Raw genomic sequence first — 22574 nt, 5'->3', positions numbered from 1 at the left:
CGCACCATGAATAATTCAAGAAAGAGAGTATTCAGGCTCGCCCTGAACGCGCGCGTCCCCGACGCGCTATGTGACATCAACCAGGCCCGATGTGACCTAGAGGAATAGTTTGAACGTCGCAACACAAGAAATTTTGTTAGAGCCCGCAGACAACAAGCGTTTGCTCAGCCTGTGCGGCCCGTTTGATGACAACATCAAACAACTCGAGCGCCGATTGGGCATCGAAATCAATCGCCGCGACAACCGTTTCAAGCTGGTCGGCAAAAACCTGTGCGTGGCCGCCGCCGCCGATATCCTGCGCCATCTGTACGTGGATACCGCGCCGATTCGCGGCGTGATCCCGGATATCGATCCGGAGCAAATCCACCTGGCCATCAAAGAGAGCCGGGTGCTGGAACAGGTAGCCGACAGCGTGCCGGATTACGGCAAGGCGGTCACCATCAAAACCAAGCGCGGCATGGTGAAACCGCGCACGCCCAACCAGGCGCAGTACATCGCCAACATTCTCGATCACGACATCACCTTCGGCATCGGCCCGGCGGGCACCGGCAAGACCTACCTGGCGGTCGCCGCCGCGGTAGATGCGCTGGAGCGCCAGGAAATTCGCCGCATTCTGCTGACCCGCCCCGCGGTCGAAGCCGGCGAAAAGCTGGGCTTCCTGCCGGGTGATCTGAGCCAGAAGGTCGATCCCTATCTGCGCCCGCTGTACGACGCCCTGTTCGAAATGTTGGGCTTCGAGCGCGTGGAGAAGCTCATCGAGCGCAACGTGATCGAAGTCGCGCCGCTGGCCTATATGCGCGGCCGCACGCTGAACGACGCCTTTATCATTCTGGATGAGAGCCAGAACACCACCATCGAACAGATGAAGATGTTCCTGACGCGCATCGGCTTCAACTCGAAGGCGGTCATCACCGGCGACGTCACCCAGATCGACCTGCCGCGCAACCAGAAATCCGGCCTGCGCCACGCGGTGGAAGTGCTGTCGGACGTGGAAGAACTGAGCTTCAACTTCTTCCACAGCGAAGACGTGGTGCGCCACCCGGTGGTGGCCCGCGTGGTCATCGCCTATGAGGCCTGGGAAGCGGCCGAACAGAAACGCAAAGACGCGATTGCCGAACAACGTAAGCGCGAGGCGCTCGCCGCCTCCGAGCAGGAGACACCATGAGCCAGGTGATTTTGGATCTGCAGATTGCCTGTGAAAGCGGCGACGGCCTGCCGGATGAGGCCACCTTCCAGCGCTGGCTGGAAGGCGTGCTGCCGCAATTTCAGGAAGAGGCCGAGGTGACCGTGCGTCTGGTTGACGAAGCGGAAAGCCACGAGCTGAACCTGACCTACCGCGGCAAAGACAAGCCGACCAACGTGCTCTCTTTCCCGTTCGAGGCCCCGCCGGGCATCGAGCTGCCGCTGCTCGGCGATCTGATCATCTGCCGCCAGGTGGTTGAACAGGAAGCGATTGAGCAAGGCAAGGCGCTGGAGGCCCACTGGGCGCATATGGTTGTCCACGGCAGTCTTCATCTGCTAGGGTATGACCACATCGAAGACGATGAAGCCGAAGAAATGGAGTCTTTGGAAACCGAAATCATGCACGGACTGGGCTATCCTGATCCGTACCTGGCGGAAAAAGACCCCGTCTGACGTCAGCCGTTTACCCTACAGCCCCCTGCGGGGCTGTCGCTGACGCCCCTTAACTCTGACATGAGTGACAGTAACGAAAACGCCATGAGCGACGACCATTCACAAAGCAATGACAGCCCCAGTCCCAAGAAAGGGTTCTTTACTCTTATCCTTAACCAGCTGTTCCACGGCGAGCCTAAAAACCGTGGCGATCTGGTCGAGCTGATCCGTGATTCCGAACAAAACGACCTGATCGATCCCGATACTCGCGACATGCTGGAAGGCGTGATGGATATCGCCGAGCAGCGCGTGCGCGACATCATGATCCCCCGCTCCCAGATGGTGACGCTCAAGCGCAACCAGACGCTGGAAGAGTGCCTGGACGTGATTATCGACTCCGCCCACTCGCGCTTCCCGGTGATCAGCGAAGACAAAGATCACATCGAAGGTATCCTGATGGCCAAGGATCTGCTGCCGTTCATGCGCGCAGACTCCGAGCCGTTCAGCATCGACAAGGTGCTGCGCACCGCGGTGGTGGTGCCGGAAAGCAAGCGCGTCGACCGGATGCTGAAAGAGTTCCGCTCCCAGCGCTATCACATGGCGATTGTCATTGACGAATTCGGCGGCGTGTCCGGCCTGGTCACCATCGAAGACATTCTGGAACTGATCGTCGGCGAGATCGAAGACGAATACGACGACGAAGACGATCTGGATATCCGCCAGCTCAGCCGCCACATGTACACCGTGCGCGCATTGGCCCCAATCGAAGACTTCAACGAAGCCTTCGGCACCCATTTCAGCGACGACGAGGTCGATACCATCGGCGGTCTGGTGATGCAGGCCTTCGGCCACCTGCCGGCGCGCGGGGAAACCATTGAAATCGAAGGTTACCTATTTAAAGTTGCCATGGCCGACAGTCGACGTATTATCCAGGTTCATGTAAAAATTCCGGACGATTCTCCACCACCGAAACTGGAAGATTAAATCCAACATGGCTAAAGCCTCATTACTTGAACGCCAGCGGGTTCGCGCCCTGCTGGCGCTGTTGTCAGGTGCCGGCGGGACGCTGGCGTTCTCACCCTACGACTTCTGGCCCGCGGCCATCGTCTCCCTATTCGGCCTGCTGGCCGTCACCCTCAATCGCACCGCCAAACAGTCCGCCCTGCTCGGCTTTGTCTGGGGCTTCGGGCTGTTCGGCAGCGGCATCAACTGGGTGTATGTCAGCATCGCCGATTTCGGCGGCATGCCTTTCGCCGTCAACGTCTTCCTGGTGGTGCTGCTCGCCGCTTACCTGTCGCTGTATACCGGGCTGTTCGCCGGGCTGTTGACGCGCCTGTGCCCGGCCACTCGCTGGTGGCGGCTGGCCATCGCCGCGCCGGCGCTGTGGCAGGTGACCGAATTCCTGCGCGGCTGGGTGCTGACCGGCTTCCCCTGGCTGCAGTTCGGCTACAGCCAGATCAACGGCCCGCTGAAGGGCATCGCGCCGCTGCTGGGCGTCGACGCCATCACCTTTGTGCTGATGGCCATCGCCGGTCTGCTGGTGTATGCCGTCAATCAGCGCCGCCTGTCGGCTGCGGTCATCGCCGCCGCGCTGCTGCTGTTGCCGTGGCCGCTGCGCCAACTGCAGTGGTTTACCCCGCAGCCGGAGAAAGCGGTGAACGTCGCCTTGGTGCAAGGCAACATCGCCCAGTCGATGAAATGGGATCCGAAAGCGCTGGTCAGCACGCTGCAAACCTATCTGGACGAAACCCGTCCGTACGTGGGCAAGGCGCCGATCGTCATCTGGCCGGAGTCCGCCATCCCGGATTATGAAGCCAACCAGAACGGCTTCCTGACCATGATGGACGACCTGATGCGGGCGAAGAACAGCAGCCTGATCACCGGCATCGTCGACGTGCGCGCCACGCCACAGGGCCAGCAGATCTACAACAGCGCCATCGTGCTCGGCGAGCCGACGCCATACAGCTACCCGGATAAGAATCGCTACAACAAGCACCACCTGGTGCCGTTCGGCGAATTCGTGCCGCTGGAGACGCTGCTGCGGCCGCTGGCGCCGTTCTTCGATCTGCCGATGTCTTCCTTCAGCCGCGGCGACTATGTGCAGCCGCAGCTCAGCGTGCGCGGGTACAACCTGACGGCGGCCATCTGCTACGAAATCGTGCTGGGCCAGCAGGTGCGCGATAACTTCCGCCCGGACACCAACTTCCTGCTGACCATCTCCAACGATGCCTGGTTCGGCCACTCCATCGGCCCGTGGCAACACTTCCAGATGGCGCGCATGCGGGCGCTGGAGCTCGGCCGGCCGCTGCTGCGCAGCACCAATAACGGCGTCACCGCCGCGGTGGACGCGAACGGCGAGGTGATCGCCGAGATCCCGCAGTTCACCCGTCAGGTGCTCGAAGTGAAGGTCACGCCGACCACCGGCGTCACGCCTTATGCGCGCTTCGGCGCCACGCCGCTGTGGGTGATTACCCTGCTGCTGGGCGGCTGGGCGCTGATGTTGGGCCTGCGCCGCAAATAATCCTCTCCGTCGGGGCGCGCCCGCCGCGCCCCACTTTCCCGTCAATATCCCCACCTCAGTCAGAAAATGCCGTTAAATCAACGCGGCTGGCACACTCCTTGCTTTTATCTATGGCGACCTCGCGCGCCGGTTTACTTTTGCTGACGTTTTGTCGCACCTGCGCACATTTTGGGTGCATCGAGCGCACCGCACGAGTGCGTCAGCGTTTTGTTGCATTGATTTGGTGCGCGCGGCGTCTCAAAAAATGAAACATTTTAGTTTCAAGATATTCACAATCGGTTATTTTTTAACGGCTATCCGTTCTAAGACTATCTTTATAACTTGAGCAATAAATAGTCGGTTTAACCTGACGCTCTTTAGTCAGAGCCACCACAACAGCAAAGGAGTTGGACCATGCAAATGCGTAAATTGGCGTTATCGTTACTGCTGCTCGGTATGGCAGGTAGCGTAGCGCATGCGGAAGACCTGACCGGTACGCTGAAGAAAATCAAAGACAATGGCGTGATCGTTGTCGGCCACCGCGAATCGTCAGTGCCGTTCTCCTACTACGACAACCAACAAAAAGTTGTGGGCTACTCTCAGGACTACTCCAACCAAATCGTTGAAGCCGTTAAGAAAAAGCTGAATGCACCGAATCTGCAGGTGAAAATGCTGCCGATTACCTCGCAGAACCGCATCCCGCTGCTGCAAAACGGCACCTATGATTTCGAGTGCGGCTCCACCACCAATAACCTCGAGCGCCAAAAACAGGCCGCCTTCTCCGACACCATTTTCGTGGTCGGCACCCGCTTGCTGGTGAAAAAAGGCTCCGACATCAAAGACTTTAAAGACCTGGCAGGCAAACCGGTGGTGGTCACCTCCGGCACCACCTCCGAAGTGCTGCTGAACAAGCTGAACGACAGCGGCAAGATGAACATGCGCATCATCAGCGCCAAAGATCACGGCGATTCCTTCCGCACTCTGGAAAGCGGCCGCGCCGTGGCCTTCATGATGGATGACGCCCTGCTGGCGGGCGAGCGCGCCAAGGCCAAGAAACCGGATCAGTGGGAAATCATCGGCACGCCGCAGTCGAAAGAGGCCTACGGCTGCATGCTGCGTAAAGACGACCCTGAGTTCAAAAAACTGGTCGATGACACCATCGCCCAGGCGCAAACTTCCGGTGAGGCGGCCAAGTGGTTTGACAAATGGTTCAAACAGCCTATCCCACCAAAACAGCTCAACATGAACTTCGAACTGTCGGACGACATGAAGCAACTGTTCAAAGAGCCTAACGACAAAGCGTTGAACTAAATAGAACAAAAGCCGGGGCGGCCGCCAGGCCAAACCGGCCCAGTTGATGACTGGGACAGACAGGAATGAGGGGGGCCGTTCCCCTCCCTCATTTTCCCCAAGGCGCGCCACCGACATCCGTACACAACAAGCCAGCCAGACTGGCCGCGCGGCGATCGGCGCTCATCAAGTCATCAATCTTCGGCGCCCTGCGCCCGTTTATCGGAGTTTGTTATGTCAATAGATTGGAACTGGGGTATCTTCCTGCAGCAGGCCCCGTTTGGGAACACCACTTACCTCGGCTGGATCTGGTCCGGCTTTCAGGTCACGGTGGCCCTCTCCGTCTGTGCATGGATTATCGCTTTCTTCGTCGGTTCGCTGTTCGGTATCTTGCGTACCGTGCCCAACCGCTTTCTTTCCACTCTCGGCACCTGTTACGTCGAGCTGTTCCGCAACGTGCCGCTGATCGTGCAATTCTTTACCTGGTATCTGGTGATCCCCGAGCTGCTGCCGGTCAATATCGGCACCTGGTTCAAGACCGAGCTGGATCCCAACGTGCAGTTCTTCGTCTCTTCCATGCTTTGTCTGGGGCTGTTTACCGCCGCCCGCGTTTGCGAGCAGGTGCGCGCCGCCATTCAATCCCTGCCGCGCGGCCAGAAAGCCGCCGGGCTGGCGATGGGCCTGACGCTGCCGCAAACCTACCGCTACGTGCTGTTGCCGAACGCCTATCGGGTGATCGTGCCGCCGATGACCTCGGAGATGCTCAACCTGGTCAAAAACTCCGCCATCGCCTCCACCATCGGGCTGGTGGACATGGCCGCGCAGGCCGGCAAGCTGTTGGATTACTCCGCACACGCCTATGAATCCTTTACCGCCATCACGCTGGCTTATATCGGCATCAACGCCGTTATCATGCTGTTTATGCGTCTGGTCGAAAAGAAAGTGCAGTTGCCTGGCAACCTGGGGAGTAAATAATGTACGAATTTGACTGGGCGTCGATCGTCCCAAGCTTCCCTTATCTGCTGCAGGGCATGGTGATCACGCTGAAGATCACCGTGACCGCCGTCGTGGTCGGCATCCTGTGGGGCACCGTGCTGGCGGTGATGCGCCTGTCGCCGTTCAAACCGATCAGCTGGTTCGCCACCCTGTACGTCAACCTGTTCCGTTCGGTGCCGCTGGTGATGGTGCTGCTGTGGTTCTATCTGGTGGTTCCAAGCTTATTACAACAGGTTCTAGGGCTTTCGCCGAAAACCGATATTCGCCTGATCTCGGCTATGGTAGCCTTTTCCCTGTTTGAAGCGGCTTATTATTCGGAAATCATCCGCGCCGGCATTATCAGCATCTCGCGCGGCCAATCTTCCGCCGCGCTGGCGCTGGGCATGACCCACTGGCAATCCATGCGGCTGGTGATCCTGCCGCAGGCGTTCCGCGCCATGGTGCCGCTGCTGCTGACCCAGGGCATCGTGCTGTTCCAGGATACCTCGCTGGTTTACGTACTGAGCCTGGCCGACTTCTTCCGCACCGCGTCGACCATCGGCGAACGCGACGGCACCCAGGTTGAAATGATCCTGTTCGCCGGCTTTGTCTATTTTGTTATCAGCCTCGCCGCCTCGGCGCTGGTAAGCTATTTGAAGAAAAGGACTGTTTGATGATATCCCTGAAAAATGTTTCCAAGTGGTACGGTCACTTTCAAGTGTTGACCGATTGCACCACCGAAGTGAAAAAAGGCGAAGTGGTCGTCGTCTGCGGTCCTTCAGGTTCCGGCAAGTCCACCCTGATCAAAACCGTCAACGGCCTGGAGCCGATCCAGCAGGGAAGCATCCTGGTGAACGGCACGCCGGTCAACGACAAGAAAACCAACCTGGCGCAGCTGCGCGCCAAGGTCGGCATGGTGTTCCAACACTTTGAACTGTTCCCGCACCTGTCCATCATCGACAACCTGACGCTGGCGCAGGTAAAAGTGCTCAAGCGCGATAAGACCGCCTCGCGCGAGAAGGGCCTGAAGCTGCTGGAGCGCGTCGGCCTCACCGCCCATGCCAACAAATTCCCCGGTCAACTGTCCGGCGGCCAGCAGCAGCGCGTCGCCATCGCCCGCGCGCTGTGCATGGATCCGATCGCCATGCTGTTCGATGAGCCGACCTCGGCGCTCGATCCGGAAATGATCAACGAAGTGCTGGACGTGATGGTCGAACTGGCGAACGAAGGCATGACCATGATGGTGGTGACCCACGAAATGGGCTTCGCCCGCAAGGTGGCGAATCGCGTGATCTTTATGGACGAAGGCAAAATCGTCGAAGACCGCAACAAAGACGATTTCTTCAACAACCCTGAATCCGATCGCGCCAAGGACTTCCTGGCCAAGATCCTGCACTGATCGCGCAGTCCCCTAAACCCAAGCGCCCCAAGGGGCGCTAGTTTTTCGGCGCCCATGCGCCTGAATGCCCCTCATTGCCGCCTCAACAAAGTTAGGATTTATCTTAAACCCCCCGTCGCGATGACCGTAAACAACGCGCGATCCTGCAGGCTGTCCTACCTTTGATGATTAACTCACCCATCAGAGATGGCTGGCATGATTCAACTGGTACAAGCGGAGTACAACATCAAATCCGGTTATCCGATTGTTCGACGCACGTTGGAAGACAAGAAGAAACTGATTGAAAAACCGGGTTACGGGCCTGAGTCCTGTTGCGCCACCATCGAATACCAGCTGCGCGGCAGCACTCGCTATGCCTTTGGCAATAGCCAGATGAAAATGGAGATGCCGCCGGATATCTACACCCATAATTGGGTCAAGCTTCATGCCGAAATGGCCGCGCTGGTTGCGGCGATAAGACGCATCGAACGCTTTGACGCCGATAAGGAGCAGGTGCCGATCACCAACGTGTATATCGAGCTGCGCCCCTGCGAGGCCAACTGCATGCAAGCACTGCAAAATATCTTGCCCGACGGCACTACCGTCTATTACTCCTTCTTGCACCCAACCGAGGTGGAAGAATGGAAACGCAGCGCTCATGAACTCTGCGGTGTCTGAACGCCTTATCCCGTCGCGCAAACGCCCGGCACTAAAAGCGCTTGTTTCTCCCCGGTTTTGATCCGATGCTCGCTGGATAACAAACAGAGGAGAAAGAACATGCCCCGCCCTATTATCATCGATTGCGATCCCGGCCTCGACGACGCCATCGCGCTGGCCATGGCGCTGCGTTCGCCGGAGCTGGACGTCAAAGCCATCACCACCTCCGCCGGCAACCAGACGCCGGAGAAAACCCTGCATAACGCGCTGGGCCTGTTGACCCTGATGGGGCGCGAGGACATACCGGTCGCCGCCGGCGCCGGCGGCCCGCTGATGCGCGAGCTGGTGATCGCCGACTATGTCCACGGCAAAACCGGCATGGGCAACACCCACCTGCCGGCGCCGACCCTCAAACCCGATCCCCGCGGCGCCATCGAGCTGATCGCCGACCTGCTGCGCGCCAGCCCGCAGCCGATAACCCTGGTGGTGACCGGCCCGATGACCAACATCGCCCTGCTGCTGGCCCAGCATGCCGAGCTGAAAAGCCGCATAGAGCGCATTGTATTCATGGGCGGCGGCATGAACGCCGGCAATACCACGCCGGTCGCGGAGTTCAACATCTTCGTCGATCCCGAAGCCGCCGAAATGGTGCTGAAATCCGGCGTGCCGCTGACCATGGCCGGGCTGAACGTCACCCATCAGGCGCTGGTGTTACCGCAGGATATCGAACGCATTCGTCAGATAGCCAATCCGGTCGCGCAGGCGGTCGCGGAGATGCTCGATTTTTACCTGCCGCTGTATCTCAGCCACCCGCGCGGCCTGCCCGGCGCGGCGATGCACGATCCCTGCACCATCGCCTGGCTGCTGGCGCCGCAGCTGTTTACCGGCGTAGAGCGCTGGGTGGGGGTGGAAACCAAGGGGGAATACACCGCCGGGATGACGGTGGTGGACTATTTCCAGCAAACCGGCAACGCGGCCAACGTGGAAGTGCTGACCGGCATCAACCGCGAAGGCTTTATCGATCTGCTGGCCGAGCGCGTAGCGCGTTATTGATCCCATCGGGGCGCATTCGCGCCCCTAGTTCAATTTTTTTGATTTAACTCAGCGAATTTTTGCGCTATCACTGTTCCTGGCTTGCCTCTACCATGCGTTTACACCGACTGACATCGTTACCGATTAGACTTCGCCTGGAGATAAGCCAATGAGCCGCGTACTGGTCCTGAAATCAAGTATTCTGGGTGAATATTCCCAGTCTGGAAAATTAGTCGATTTTTTTGTTGAACAATGGCGTGAAACTCACCCTGAAGACAGGTTCACCGTGCGCGATTTGGCCAACCCGACGCTGCCGGAGCTGGATGGTGAAGTGATGGCCGGTTTTACCGCCGGCGATAAACCGCTGACGTCGCACCAGCAAAGCACCCTGGCGCTGTCCGATGAGCTGATTGCCGAGCTGAAGTCGCACGACACGCTGATCATCAGCGCCCCGATGTACAACTTCAACATCCCGACGCAGCTGAAGATCTACTTCGATCTGATCGCCCGCGCCGGTCAGACGTTCCGCTATACCTCCGCCGGCGCCGAAGGGCTGGTGACAGGCAAGAAAGCGATCGTCATCTCCAGCCGCGGCGGCATCCACGCCGACACGCCGACGGATCTGATCACGCCGTACGTGAAGCTGTTCCTGGGCTTTATCGGCATCACCGACGTTGAATTCGTGCTGGCGGAAGGCTTCGCCTACGGCCCGGAAGCGGCGGAGAAAGCCGCCCAGGACAGCCGCATCGCGGTCGCGCAGAAAATCCCGGCCGGCGTCGCCGTACCGGCCAGCGCACCGGCGCAGGCGCAGGCCGCCCCGGCCACCGTCAGCGGCGGTTTCCTCAGCAACCTGCTGAAGAAACTGTTCCGCTAAACGCCGGCCTTAGCGTTCCCCGCCCTGCCGGGGAGCGCCATCAAGGTTCAAACGGCCGCCGCTGGAACTGGTCGTGGCCGCATTTCGGGCACAGCGGCAGCACCTCCGGCGTGTAGAACGCCAGGTGGTAGTGACACTGCTCGCACACCAGATTGCCCAGCCCCACCACTTCACCGCTGTGGTAAACGCCGTGGTGGCTGACATCCTTGAACACCTCGCGCCACTCCAGCTGGGTTTTGTCGGTGATATCCGCCAGTTCCTGCCACAGGCTCTCTTTGATCACCCGCATAAACACGCTGTCGGTAAACTCGTCCCGGCTCTCCTGATAGCTGCGGGCGAACTCTTCCAGATCGCGCCGCACCGCCTGCGTCACCTGCCGCACCTCATCGCGGGTCAGATCCTCGGCCTCGTTCAACCGCCGCTCCGCGCTGGCCACCAGTTCGTCGATATCGCGTTCACCGTTTTTCAGGCGTTCGGTCAGCGATGCCACCAATTCGCGGTAATACTGAGCAACCTTGTTCATAGACTCTCCTCGATAAACGCTGCGCCGGACTTGGCTGTAGGGATACCCCTAAGCTACTTGTTCTTATTTTAGCCGTAAATCACTGATGTCACTTGGCAAGACGCGGGATCCGCAGGTTGTGAGCCGCGTCATGACGACGCTTTTTTTAAATGCGCCGAGTCAGGCGCTTGGAGTTGTTGCCGGGAGGTCTTATCAGCTATGCTATGCGGATCTACGAATACTAAATGTTCATTGCGTTGCCTCTGACCGGGGCAACGGTTTACACCTACAGGACCACCGGCCGCCATGCAAGAGCAATACCGTCCAGAAGACATAGAATCGAACGTACAGCTTCACTGGCAAGAGAAGCAGACTTTCAAAGTTACCGAAGACGACAGCAAGGAAAAGTACTACTGCCTATCCATGCTGCCTTACCCGTCCGGCCGACTGCACATGGGCCACGTTCGTAACTACACTATCGGCGACGTGATCTCGCGCTATCAGCGCATGCTGGGCAAAAACGTGCTGCAGCCGATCGGCTGGGATGCGTTCGGCCTGCCGGCGGAAGGCGCGGCGGTGAAAAACAACACCGCACCGGCCCCGTGGACCTACGACAACATCGAATACATGAAGAACCAGCTGAAACTGCTGGGCTTCGGCTACGACTGGGATCGCGAAATCGCCACCTGCCAGCCGGAATACTACCGCTGGGAACAGTGGTTCTTCACCAAGCTGTATGAAAAAGGCCTGGTCTACAAGAAGACCTCGGCGGTGAACTGGTGCCCGCACGATCTGACCGTGCTGGCCAACGAACAGGTTATCGACGGCTGCTGCTGGCGCTGCGACACCAAGGTCGAGCGTAAAGAGATCCCGCAGTGGTTCATCAAAATCACCGCCTACGCCGATCAGCTGCTGAACGATCTGGACACGCTTGAAAGCTGGCCGGAGCAGGTGAAAACCATGCAGCGCAACTGGATTGGCCGCTCCGAAGGCGTGGAAATCACCTTCGACGTGGCGGACAGCGAAGAGAAGCTGACGGTTTACACCACCCGTCCCGACACCTTCATGGGCGCCACCTACGTGGCGGTCGCCGCGGGCCACCCGCTGGCGCAACAGGGCGCGCGCAACAACCCGGCGCTGACCGACTTCATCGACGAATGCCGCAACACCAAAGTTGCCGAAGCCGAAATGGCGACGATGGAGAAGAAAGGCATGCCGACCGGCCTGTTCGTTGTCCACCCGCTGAGCGGCGAGAAGCTGCCGGTGTGGGTCGCCAACTTCGTGCTGATGGAATACGGCACCGGCGCCGTGATGGCGGTACCGGCGCACGACCAGCGCGACTGGGAATTCGCCACCAAATACGATTTGCCGATCAAACCGGTGATCCTGAACCTCGACGGCAGCCAGCCTGACGTGAGCGCCGAAGCGATGACCGACAAAGGCGCGCTGTTCAACTCCGGCGAGTTCGACGGCCTGGACAATGAAGCGGGCTTCAACGCCATCGCCGACAAACTGGTCGCCAAGGGCGTAGGCCAGCGCAAGGTCAACTACCGTCTGCGCGACTGGGGCGTTTCCCGTCAGCGTTACTGGGGCGCGCCAATCCCGATGGTGACGCTGGAAGACGGCACCGTGATGCCGACGCCGGAAGACCAGTTGCCGGTGATCCTGCCGGAAGACGTGGTCATGGACGGCATCACCAGCCCGATCAAGGCCGATCCTGAGTGGGCGAAGACCACCGTCGACGGCCAGCCGGCGCTGCGTGAAACCGATACTTTCGACACCTTTATGGAGTCTTCCTGGTACTACGCGCGCTACACCTGCCCGCAGTATGACCAAGGCATGCTGGATCCGGCCGCCGCCAACTACTGGCTGCCGGTCGATCAATATATCGGCGGCATCGAACACGCCATCATGCACCTGATGTACTTCCGCTTCTTCCACAAGCTGATGCGCGATGCGGGCCTGGTGGATTCCGACGAGCCGGCCAAGCGCCTGCTGTGTCAGGGCATGGTGTTGGCCGACGCCTTCTACTACACCGGCAACAGCGGTGAGCGCGTCTGGGTGTCCCCGGTTGACGCCACCGTCGAGCGCGACGACAAGGGCCGCATCATCAAGGCCACCGATCCGCAAGGCCGTGAACTGGTCTATGCTGGCATGAGCAAAATGTCGAAGTCGAAAAACAACGGCATCGACCCGCAGGAGATGGTGGAAAAATACGGCGCGGACACCGTGCGTCTGTTCATGATGTTCGCTTCACCGGCAGAAATGACGCTGGAGTGGCAGGAATCCGGCGTGGAAGGGGCTAACCGCTTCCTGAAACGCGTGTGGAAACTGGCCTACGATCACGTGGAAAAAGGCGCGGTGCAGCCGCTCGACGTAGCAGCGCTGAACGAAGATCAGAAAGCGCTGCGCCGCGATCTGCACAAAACCATCGCCAAGGTGACCGATGACATCGGCCGCCGTCAGACCTTCAACACCGCGATCGCCGCCGTGATGGAGCTGATGAACAAGCTGGCCCGCGCACCGCAGGAGAGCGAGCAGGATCGCGCGCTGCTGCAGGAAGCGCTGCTGGCCGTGGTTCGCATGCTGTATCCGTTCACCCCGCACGTGTGCTTCACGCTGTGGCAGGCGCTGGGCGGCGAAGGCGACGTGGACACTGCGCCATGGCCGGTTGCCGACGAGCAGGCGATGGTCGAAGACTCCAAACTGGTGGTGGTGCAGGTGAACGGCAAGGTTCGCGCTAAAATCACCGTATCCGCCGATGCGACCGAAGAGCAGGTGCGTGCGCGCGCTGCCGAAGAGCATCTGGTGGCTAAATATCTGGACGGCGTCACGATTCGCAAAGTGATCTACGTTCCGGGCAAACTGCTTAACCTGGTTGTGGGTTAACACAAGGAGGAATTGTGCGACAACGCATTCTGACGCTGTTGCTGGGGTTGGCGGTGCTGGTCACCGCCGGCTGCGGTTTTCACCTGCGCGGCACCACGCAGGTGCCTAATGAAATGAAAACGCTGATCCTGGACAGCGCTGACCCTTACGGCCCGTTGACGCGCTCGGTGCGCGAACAGCTGCGTCTGAACGACGTGACTATCGTCAGCGATCCGAAGCGTAAAGACGTGCCTTCCCTGCGCATCGTCGGCGCGACGGAAAGCCAGGATACCGCTTCGATCTTCCAGGACGGTAAAACCGCCGAGTACCAGCTGGTGCTGACCGTGCAGGCGCAGGTGCTGATCCCGGGCCATGACCTGTATCCGCTGTCGGTGAAAGTGTTCCGTTCCTTCTTCGACAACCCGCTGACCGCGCTGGCCAAGGACTCCGAACAGGAGATCATTCGCCAGGAAATGCGTGAGCAGGCGGCGCAACAGCTGGTGCGCAAACTGCTGGCCGTGCATGCGGCGGAAGAAGATAACCGGCAGAAAGCCGCTGCCGCCGGCGAACGAGCGGCAAGCCAAACCGCACAATGATCCGCATTTACCCGGAACAACTTGCCGCGCAGCTCCGAGAGGGGCTGCGCGCTTGTTATTTATTGAGCGGCAATGAACCGCTGCTGCTGCAGGAGAGCCAGGATTTGCTCCGGCAGGCCGCGCAACAGCAGCAGTTCAGTGAGCACTACAGCATTTCCCTCGACGCCCATACCGACTGGGACGCCATCTTCGGCATCTGCCAGGCGATGAGCCTGTTCGCCAGCCGCCAGACGCTGCTGCTGATCTTCCCGGAAAACGGCCCGACGGCGCCGATCGGCGAACAGCTGACCAAACTCGCCACGCTGCTGCACGAGGATATTCTGCTGATCCTGCGCGGCCAGCGCCTCACCAAAGCGCAGGAAAACAGCGCCTGGTTCAAGGCGCTCAGCCCGCACGGTGCCCTCGTCAGTTGCCAGACGCCGGAACAGGCGCAGCTGCCGCGCTGGGTCGCCACGCGCGCCAAGGCGATGAAGCTGGAGTTGGACGACGCCGCCAATCAGCTGCTGTGCTACTGCTACGAAGGCAACCTGCTGGCGCTGTCGCAGGCGCTGGAGCGGCTGTCGCTGCTGCACCCGGACGGCAAGCTCACGCTGCCGCGCGTCGAACAGGCGGTGAACGACGCCGCCCACTTCACGCCGTTCCACTGGCTGGATGCCCTGCTGGCCGGCAAGAGCAAGCGCGCCTGGCATATTTTGCAGCAGCTGCAGCAAGAAGACGTGGAGCCGGTGATCCTGCTGCGCACCCTGCAGCGCGAACTGCTGCTGTTGCTGACGCTGCAGCGCCGCATGGCTTCCGCGCCGCTGCGCACGCTGTTCGATCAGCACAAGGTCTGGCAGAACCGCCGCCCGCTGGTGACCCAGGCGCTGCAACGCCTGTCCGGCCCCCAGCTGCAGCAGGTGGTACAGCTGCTGACGCAAATCGAGCTGACCCTCAAGCAGGACTATGGCCAGTCGGTCTGGCCGGAACTGGAAACCCTGTCGATGCTGCTGTGCGGCAAACCCTTGGCCACGAGTTTTACCGATGCCCACTAACCCGGAACACCCCACCGTTTTGCACGCGCTGTTCGGCGGCACCTTTGACCCGATCCACTACGGCCACCTGCGGCCGGTGGAAGTGTTGGCCGCCGAAGTGGGCCTGAATCGCGTCACGCTGCTGCCTAACCACGTGCCGCCGCACCGCCCACAGCCGGAGGCCAATGCGCAGCAGCGCCTGAAGATGGTCGAGCTGGCGATCGCCGGCAATCCACTGTTTGCCGTCGACGATCGCGAACTGCACCGCACCACCCCCTCCTACACCATCGAGACGTTGGAAACGATTCGTAAAGAGCGTGGCGCCGCCCAGCCGCTGGCGTTTATCATTGGTCAGGACTCGCTGCTGACGCTGCATAAGTGGCACCGCTGGCAGGCGCTGCTGGACGTGTGTCATCTGCTGGTGCTGGCGCGCCCGGGCTATAACGATCGCATGGACACGCCGGAACTGCAGCAGTGGCTGGAACGCCATCGCACCGCCGACCCGGCGCTGCTCAGCCGTCGCCCGCACGGCCATATCTATTTGGCCGATACGCCGGAGCTGGAAATTTCCGCCACCGAGATCCGTCAGCGCCGCCATCAGGGCCTCAACTGCGACGATCTGCTGCCACGCCCGGTGCAGCGCTATATCGAGTTGCAGGGTTTATATCGCTAGCGAAAGGTGCGTGATATACTGCGCCGCTATTTTTCAGGTATCCGCTGAAAACCCCGGAAACCTTAGCTGGCCGGGCAGTCACCAGTTAGCTGGCTTTCAGCGGCAGCCTGCCGAAACCATTATCCGGTTACGCCGCGGCGCGCGCATTTTGCCCGCCGCAGCCGACTGAACAGAACACACCCGAGGGGGAACCTTTGCAAGGTAAAGCGCTCCAAGATTTCGTCATCGATAAAATCGATGATCTGAAAGGCCAAGACATTATCGCTCTGGACGTCCAGGGCAAATCCAGCATCACCGACTGCATGATCATCTGCACCGGCACCTCGACTCGCCACGTGATGTCGATCGCCAGCCACGTGGTGCAGGAATCCCGTGCCGCGGGCATGGAACTGTACGGCATGAAAGGCCAGGAAGCCTCCGACTGGATCGTGGTCGATCTGGGCGAAGTGATCGTACACGTGATGCAGGAAGAGAGCCGTCGCCTGTACGAGCTGGAAAAACTCTGGAGCTAAGCGGTGAAACTGCAATTGGTGGCGGTCGGCACCAAAATGCCAGACTGGGTGCAAACCGGCTTTATGGATTACCTGCACCGCTTTCCCAAAGATATGCCGTTTGAGCTGACCGAGATCCCGGCGGGCAAACGCGGCAAAAACGCCGACATCAAGCGCATTCTGGACAAGGAAGGCGAACAGATGCTGGCGGCGGTAGGCAAAGGCAACCGCATCGTTACGCTGGATATCCCAGGCACGCCGTGGGAAACGCCACAGCTGGCGCAGCAGCTTGAACGCTGGAAGCAGGATGGCCGCAACGTCAGCTTGCTGATCGGCGGCCCGGAAGGGCTGGCGCCCGCCTGCAAAGCCGCTGCCGAGCAGAGCTGGTCACTGTCTCCGCTGACGCTGCCGCATCCTTTGGTGCGCGTCCTGGTGGCCGAAAGCCTCTACCGCGCCTGGAGTATTACTACAAATCATCCTTACCACCGGGAATAGCCGGTGGTGACCGTGACAGAGTGAAATAAAGCAGCGGGATGAAAATAGAACGTAACCCTTTTCGCGACTATACGGCTGAATCCGCCCTGTTTGTACGCCGCGCCCTGGTGGCGTTTCTGGGCATCCTGGTGCTGTCCGGCATCCTGATCGCCAACCTGTATAATCTGCAAGTGCTCCGCGTCGAGGATTACCGCACCCGCTCCAACGAAAACCGCATCAAGCTGGTGCCCATCGCGCCCAGCCGCGGCATTATCTACGATCGCAACGGCACCCCGCTGGCGCTCAATCGCACCATTTATCAGTTGGAGCTGATGCCGGAGAAGGTCGACGATCTCAAGGCCACGCTGCAGGCGCTGCGCACGGTGGTCGATCTGACCGACGACGACATAACCAATTTCGAAAAAGAGCGCAAGCGTTCGCGCCGCTTCGTCTCCATTCCGGTGAAAACCGCGCTGACCGAGGTGCAGGTCGCCCGCTTTGCGGTCAATCAGTTCCGCTTCCCCGGCGTGGAAGTGAAAGGTTACCAGCGCCGCTACTACCCTTACGGCTCCGCCCTCACCCACGTCACCGGCTACGTGTCGAAGATCAACGACCGCGACGTCGAACGCCTGGACAAAGACGGCAAACTGGCCAACTACGCCGCCACCCACGATATCGGCAAACTGGGCATCGAACGCTATTACGAAGACACGCTGCACGGCAAAACCGGTTACGAAGAGGTTGAAGTCAACAACCGCGGCCGGGTGATCCGCCAATTGCACGAGCAGCCGCCTTCCGCCGGTCAGGACGTCTACCTGACGCTCGATCTTGAGCTGCAGCGCTACATCGAGCAGCTGCTGGTGGGCAGCCGCGCCGCGGTGGTGGTGAGCGATCCGCGCACCGGCGCCATCCTGGCGATGGTGTCCAACCCGAGCTACGATCCGAACCTGTTCGTGGACGGCATTTCCAGCAAGGATTATCAGGGGTTGCTGAACGATCCGAATCGCCCGCTGATCAACCGCGCCACGCAGGGGGTTTACCCGCCCGCGTCGACGGTGAAACCTTATATCGCAGTGTCGGCACTCAGCGCCGGCGTGATCACCAAGAACACCGTGGTGTTCGATCCCGGCTGGTGGCAACTGCCCGGCTCGGAAAAACGCTTCCGCGACTGGAAAAAATGGGGCCACGGCCGGCTGAACGTCACCAAGGCGCTGGAAGAGTCCGCGGATACCTACTTCTATCAGGTCGCCTATGACATGGGGATCGATCGGCTGTCGAGCTGGCTGACCAAATTCGGTTATGGCCAGTACACCGGCATCGATCTGGCCGAAGAGCGTTCCGGCCTGATGCCGACGCGCGAATGGAAGCTGAAACGCTATAAAAAACCGTGGTATCAGGGCGACACCATTCCGGTGGGCATCGGCCAGGGCTACTGGACCGCCACGCCGATCCAGATGGCCAAGGCGCTGAACACCCTGATCAACGACGGCACCGTCAAAACGCCGCACCTGCTGCAGAGCACCCGCGTCAACGGCGCGCTGGTGCCGTTCAAACAGGAAGAGAGCACGCAGATCGGCGATATTCACTCCGGCTTCTGGGAAATCGCCAAAGACGGCATGTACGGGGTGGCCAACCGTCCGAACGGGACGGCGCGCAAGTACTTTGCGGACGCACCTTATAAAGCCGCGGCGAAATCGGGTACCGCACAGGTATTCGGCTACGAAACCTACAACGCCCACAAACTGGCGGAGCACCTGCGCGATCACAAGCTGATGACCGCCTTCGCGCCGTTCAACAACCCGACGGTGTCGGTCGCCATCATTCTGGAAAACGGCGGCTCCGGTCCGGCGGTGGGCACCATCACCCGCCAGATCCTCGACCATATCATGCTGGGCGACAACAATACGCAATTGCCAAGCGAGGCCCCGCTGCCGCCTGGCGTAGAAGGTGACTAAGGTAGAACATGACTGAAAGCCAACAAAAAGGCTCGATCTGGACCAAAATCCACATCGACCCGACGTTCCTGCTGCTGATCCTGGCCCTGCTGGTCTACAGCGCCTTCGTGATGTGGAGCGCCAGCGGCCAGGACATCGGCATGATGGAGCGCAAGATCGGGCAGATCGTCATGGGGCTGATCGTGATGGCCGTCATGGCGCAAATCCCGCCGCGCGTGTACGAAAGCTGGGCGCCCTATCTGTATATTTTCTGCGTGATTTTGCTGATCCTGGTAGACGCCTTCGGGCAGATCAGTAAAGGCGCGCAGCGCTGGCTGGATCTGGGCGTGGTGCGCTTCCAGCCGTCGGAAATCGCCAAGATCGCCGTGCCGCTGATGGTGGCGCGCTTTATGAACCGCGACGTCTGCCCGCCTTCGCTGAAAAACACCGCCATCGCGCTGGTGCTGATCTTCCTGCCGACGCTGCTGGTGGCCGCACAGCCGGATCTGGGCACCTCGATCCTGATCGCCGCCTCCGGGTTGTTCGTGCTGTTCCTGTCGGGCATGAGCTGGAAACTGATCGCCGTCGCCGCCGTCGCTCTGGCGGCCTTTATCCCGGTGCTGTGGTTCTTCCTGATGCACGGTTATCAACGCGACCGCGTCATGATGCTGCTCGATCCGGAAAGCGACCCGCTCGGCGCCGGCTACCACATCATTCAGTCGAAGATCGCCATCGGCTCCGGTGGCCTGTCCGGCAAGGGCTGGCTGCACGGCACCCAGTCGCAGCTGGAGTTCCTGCCGGAACGCCATACCGACTTTATCTTTGCCGTGTTGGCCGAAGAGCTGGGGCTGATCGGGGTATTGGTGCTGCTGGCGCTCTACCTGCTGGTGATCATTCGCGGGCTGATGATCGCCGCCAAGGCGCAAACCACCTTCGGCCGCGTGATGGTTGGCGGCTTGATGCTGATTTTGTTCGTTTATGTCTTTGTTAACATCGGTATGGTCAGTGGCATTTTGCCGGTAGTTGGCGTACCTTTGCCTCTGGTCAGTTACGGGGGTTCGGCGCTGATAGTGTTGATGGCCGGTTTCGGCATCATCATGTCGATCCACACGCATCGGAAAATGCTGTCTAAAAGTTTATAAGAGGTGAGTAATGCGTAAGGAATGGCTTTGGATCGGCGTCGCGGCGGTGTTGCTCTCCGCCTGTACCGCCCCGACCACGGAACAGCAGGCGCCACAGCAGCCGTACAACGGCCCGGTGGTGGAAATCGGTGGCGTCGAGCCTCAATATGAACCCTATAACCCTAACAACATGCAGGATTATAAGGTTAATGGCGATACTTACCGCATCGTAAAAGATCCGCAGAACTTCTCGCAGACCGGCCTGGCGTCCTGGTATGGCGAAGAGGCCAACGGCAACACCACGGCGCTGGGTGAGCAGTTCGATCCCAACGGCCTGACCGCGGCGCACCCAACGCTGCCAATCCCAAGCTATGTGCGCGTCACCAACCTGGCCAACGGCCGTCAGTTGGTGGTGCGCGTCAACGATCGCGGGCCATACACCAAGGGCCGCATCATCGATCTGTCGAAAGCCGCCGCCGACCGCCTCAACCTGTCCAACAACACCAAGGTCAAAGTCGATTTCATCAACGTGGCGCCGGACGGCACGCTGAGCGGCCCGGGCACCATCGGCACCATCGTGGCGAAACAGAGTTACGCCCTGCCGGCACGCCCGGATCTCGGCGCCAGCGGCATGGGCACCCCGATCCAACAGGACGTGCCGGTCGCCGGCGGCGCGGCGGTGCGCCCGATCGATAACAGCACCCTGCGCACCGACGATGGCGTTCCGGCAAACGCCGGCAACGGCCGCAGCGGTTTCCTCGGCGCGCCAAGCGCAGTACCGGCCGGCGTGCTGGAAGGTTCCGAACCAGAAGCCGCCGCCGTGGCCGCTCCGGTTGCGGCCGGCGCTGCGGCGGCCGGCATGGCGGCCGCTTCTTCCTCCGGCGGTTACGTGGTGCAGGTCGGTGCGCTGAGCAGCGCCGAGCGCGCCCAGAGCTGGCAGCAAAGCCTGAGCCAACAGTTTGGCGTGCCGGGCAAAGTGGCAGCCAACGGCAACGTTTATCGCGTCCAGCTCGGCCCATTCAGCAGCCGTCAGCAGGCGGCCCAGCTGCAGCAACGCCTGGCCAGCGAAGCGCAACAACAGTCTTTCGTTACTGCTGCACCCTAAGCGTTATGCCCGGCGGGCATTCGCGGCTGATAAGCGGTTATTTAGCTGAAACATTTTCTTGCAGCTAAAAGGTCTTTAACCGCAATTAGTCAGATGAATGGATAATGCCTGCCGGGATCGCATCTGCTATAGTGTGGCTCGTTTTTTAACTTTACTTTCACGGATGTTGTAGTCCCGATCATGAAACAAGTAACTTCTTTTCGCTTAATCAAAAGCATCGCACTCGGCACCGTTATCGCAATGAGCGCAGCCTCCGTTGCACATGCCGATGACGTTAACATCAAAACCATGATCCCAGGTGTCCCGCAGATCGATGCGGAAGCGTACATCCTGATTGATTACAACTCCGGCAAGGTGCTGGCCGAGATGAACGCCGACGCGCGTCGCGATCCGGCCAGCCTGACCAAAATGATGACCAGCTACGTCATCGGCCAGGCGCTGAAAGCGGGTAAAATCGGCCAGGACGATCTGGTGACCGTCGGTCAGGACGCCTGGGCGACCGGCAACCCGGTGTTCAAAGGCTCCTCGCTGATGTTCCTGAAGCCGGGCGATCGGGTGCCGGTCTCCAAGCTGACCCGCGGCATCAACCTGCAATCCGGTAACGACGCCTGCGTGGCGATGGCCGACTACGTCGCCGGCAGCCAGGACGCGTTCGTTAACCTGATGAACACCTACGTCAGCAAGCTGGGCCTGCAGAACACCCACTTCCAGACGGTACACGGCCTGGATGCCCAGGGCCAGTACAGCTCGGCGCGCGACATGGCGCTGATCGGCCAGGCGCTGATCCGCGACGTGCCGGACGAGTACGCGATTTACAAAGAAAAAGAGTTCACCTTCAACAATATCCGCCAGATGAACCGCAACGGTCTGCTGTGGGATAACAGCCTGAACGTCGACGGCATCAAAACCGGCCACACCGACGCGGCGGGTTACAACCTGGTGGCTTCGGCGACCGAAGGCCAGATGCGCCTGATCTCCGCCGTGATGGGCGGCCGCACCTACAAAGGCCGCGAAGCCGAGAGCAAGAAACTGCTGACCTGGGGCTTCCGCTTCTTCGAAACCGTGGCGCCGCTGAAGGTCGGTAAAGAGTTTGCTTCCGAGCCGGTCTGGTTCGGCGATGCCGACCGCGTTGAGCTGGGCGTGGACAAAGACGTCTACCTGACCATCCCGCGCGGCCGCATGAAAGATCTGAAGGCCAGCTACGTGCTGAACACGCCGGAAATTCACGCGCCGCTGGCGAAAAACCAGGTGGTCGGCAGCATCAACTTCCAGCTGGACGGCAAAACCATCGACCAGCGTCCGCTGGTGGTGATGAACGAAGTGAAAGAAGGCGGTTTCTTCAGCCGCATCGTGGACTACATCAAACTGATGTTCCACCACTGGTTCGGTTAACGGTTGAAACGGGCGAAATTGGCCCCATATAGTGAATAACACTAACTCCCGCCCCGGCGGGAGTTATACTTTATAGATTAGCTAGCAC

General features: G+C 60.1%; 22 protein-coding genes. 21 read left to right on the top strand and 1 reads right to left on the bottom strand.

The window, feature by feature from the left end; genetic code table 11:
* Positions 1-109: 109 nt before the first annotated feature.
* From ACJ8HH_RS01615 to ACJ8HH_RS01565, 11 genes are all read left to right on the top strand, one after another.
* A complete protein-coding gene (locus ACJ8HH_RS01615) occupies positions 110-1165 on the top strand; it encodes a PhoH family protein (RefSeq protein ID WP_033637443.1) in 1056 nt (351 codons plus the stop codon).
* Complete coding sequence (ybeY, locus tag ACJ8HH_RS01610) at positions 1162-1635, top strand: rRNA maturation RNase YbeY (RefSeq protein ID WP_033637441.1); 474 nt, start codon at positions 1162-1164, stop codon at positions 1633-1635. The genes ACJ8HH_RS01615 and ybeY overlap by 4 nt, the downstream gene beginning before the upstream one ends.
* Before the next feature lie 84 nt (positions 1636-1719).
* On the top strand, positions 1720-2598 hold the full coding sequence (gene corC, locus ACJ8HH_RS01605; RefSeq protein ID WP_004939973.1) for a CNNM family magnesium/cobalt transport protein CorC: 879 nt from the start codon (positions 1720-1722) through the stop codon (positions 2596-2598).
* Positions 2599-2605: 7 nt separating this feature from the next.
* Positions 2606-4135: an apolipoprotein N-acyltransferase gene (gene lnt / locus ACJ8HH_RS01600; RefSeq protein ID WP_039566937.1), complete on the top strand. Its 1530-nt coding sequence runs from the start codon at positions 2606-2608 to the stop codon at positions 4133-4135.
* Positions 4136-4528: 393 nt separating this feature from the next.
* Positions 4529-5425 (top strand): amino acid ABC transporter substrate-binding protein, encoded by an 897-nt coding sequence (locus ACJ8HH_RS01595; RefSeq protein ID WP_033637439.1) that lies wholly within the window; start codon positions 4529-4531, stop codon positions 5423-5425.
* A gap of 213 nt (positions 5426-5638) precedes the next feature.
* Positions 5639-6379 carry an amino acid ABC transporter permease gene (locus ACJ8HH_RS01590; protein WP_033647195.1) on the top strand — a complete coding sequence of 247 codons (741 nt, stop codon included), beginning with the start codon at positions 5639-5641 and terminating at the stop codon, positions 6377-6379.
* A complete protein-coding gene (gltK, locus tag ACJ8HH_RS01585; protein WP_033637438.1) occupies positions 6379-7053 on the top strand; it encodes a glutamate/aspartate ABC transporter permease GltK in 675 nt (224 codons plus the stop codon). Before ACJ8HH_RS01590 ends, gltK begins: the two co-directional genes overlap by 1 nt.
* A complete protein-coding gene (locus ACJ8HH_RS01580; RefSeq protein ID WP_033637437.1) occupies positions 7053-7778 on the top strand; it encodes an amino acid ABC transporter ATP-binding protein in 726 nt (241 codons plus the stop codon). The genes gltK and ACJ8HH_RS01580 overlap by 1 nt, the downstream gene beginning before the upstream one ends.
* Positions 7779-7973: 195 nt before the next feature.
* Positions 7974-8435, top strand: a complete 462-nt coding sequence (locus ACJ8HH_RS01575) for a hypothetical protein (protein ID WP_033647196.1) — start codon at positions 7974-7976, stop codon at positions 8433-8435.
* A gap of 99 nt (positions 8436-8534) precedes the next feature.
* The gene (rihA, locus tag ACJ8HH_RS01570) at positions 8535-9467 is read left to right on the top strand and encodes a pyrimidine-specific ribonucleoside hydrolase RihA (RefSeq protein WP_039566941.1); all 933 of its coding nucleotides are present in this window, start codon (positions 8535-8537) and stop codon (positions 9465-9467) included.
* 148 nt (positions 9468-9615) lie between these two features.
* On the top strand, positions 9616-10320 hold the full coding sequence (locus tag ACJ8HH_RS01565) for an FMN-dependent NADH-azoreductase (protein WP_060387377.1): 705 nt from the start codon (positions 9616-9618) through the stop codon (positions 10318-10320).
* A 40-nt stretch (positions 10321-10360) separates the two neighbouring features.
* Here ACJ8HH_RS01565 and ACJ8HH_RS01560 read toward each other — a convergent pair whose 3' ends face one another.
* Positions 10361-10843, bottom strand: a complete 483-nt coding sequence (locus ACJ8HH_RS01560; RefSeq protein ID WP_025301844.1) for a zinc ribbon-containing protein — start codon at positions 10841-10843, stop codon at positions 10361-10363.
* A gap of 285 nt (positions 10844-11128) precedes the next feature.
* Between ACJ8HH_RS01560 and leuS the strand changes: the two genes are divergently transcribed.
* The 10 genes from leuS (at position 11129) to dacA (ending at position 22486) form a co-directional block, all read left to right on the top strand.
* Complete coding sequence (gene leuS, locus ACJ8HH_RS01555; RefSeq protein WP_033637432.1) at positions 11129-13711, top strand: leucine--tRNA ligase; 2583 nt, start codon at positions 11129-11131, stop codon at positions 13709-13711.
* A gap of 14 nt (positions 13712-13725) precedes the next feature.
* Entirely contained in the window at positions 13726-14286 is a 561-nt protein-coding gene (lptE, locus tag ACJ8HH_RS01550; protein ID WP_033647199.1) for an LPS assembly lipoprotein LptE, read from the top strand.
* Positions 14283-15317: a DNA polymerase III subunit delta gene (gene holA / locus ACJ8HH_RS01545; protein WP_060451858.1), complete on the top strand. Its 1035-nt coding sequence runs from the start codon at positions 14283-14285 to the stop codon at positions 15315-15317. Before lptE ends, holA begins: the two co-directional genes overlap by 4 nt.
* Positions 15307-15969, top strand: a complete 663-nt coding sequence (gene nadD / locus ACJ8HH_RS01540) for a nicotinate-nucleotide adenylyltransferase (protein ID WP_033647203.1) — start codon at positions 15307-15309, stop codon at positions 15967-15969. The genes holA and nadD overlap by 11 nt, the downstream gene beginning before the upstream one ends.
* A gap of 194 nt (positions 15970-16163) precedes the next feature.
* Positions 16164-16481, top strand: a complete 318-nt coding sequence (gene rsfS, locus ACJ8HH_RS01535) for a ribosome silencing factor (protein ID WP_016928774.1) — start codon at positions 16164-16166, stop codon at positions 16479-16481.
* A 3-nt stretch (positions 16482-16484) separates the two neighbouring features.
* On the top strand, positions 16485-16955 hold the full coding sequence (gene rlmH / locus ACJ8HH_RS01530) for a 23S rRNA (pseudouridine(1915)-N(3))-methyltransferase RlmH (protein WP_004940002.1): 471 nt from the start codon (positions 16485-16487) through the stop codon (positions 16953-16955).
* Positions 16956-16993: 38 nt separating this feature from the next.
* Entirely contained in the window at positions 16994-18889 is a 1896-nt protein-coding gene (gene mrdA, locus ACJ8HH_RS01525) for a peptidoglycan DD-transpeptidase MrdA (RefSeq protein WP_033637428.1), read from the top strand.
* Between the two features lie 8 nt (positions 18890-18897).
* Complete coding sequence (mrdB, locus tag ACJ8HH_RS01520) at positions 18898-20010, top strand: peptidoglycan glycosyltransferase MrdB (RefSeq protein WP_004940006.1); 1113 nt, start codon at positions 18898-18900, stop codon at positions 20008-20010.
* Between the two features lie 10 nt (positions 20011-20020).
* The gene (gene rlpA, locus ACJ8HH_RS01515; RefSeq protein WP_039566946.1) at positions 20021-21094 is read left to right on the top strand and encodes an endolytic peptidoglycan transglycosylase RlpA; all 1074 of its coding nucleotides are present in this window, start codon (positions 20021-20023) and stop codon (positions 21092-21094) included.
* A gap of 180 nt (positions 21095-21274) precedes the next feature.
* Positions 21275-22486: a D-alanyl-D-alanine carboxypeptidase DacA gene (gene dacA / locus ACJ8HH_RS01510; RefSeq protein WP_033637426.1), complete on the top strand. Its 1212-nt coding sequence runs from the start codon at positions 21275-21277 to the stop codon at positions 22484-22486.
* Positions 22487-22574: the final 88 nt, after the last annotated feature.

The organism is Serratia sp. CY32780 (assembly GCF_052169135.1).
Classification (GTDB): domain Bacteria; phylum Pseudomonadota; class Gammaproteobacteria; order Enterobacterales; family Enterobacteriaceae; genus Serratia; species Serratia sarumanii.
Note: the sequence above shows the minus strand (reverse complement) of the source record. Positions and strands in the feature narration are given on the sequence as shown.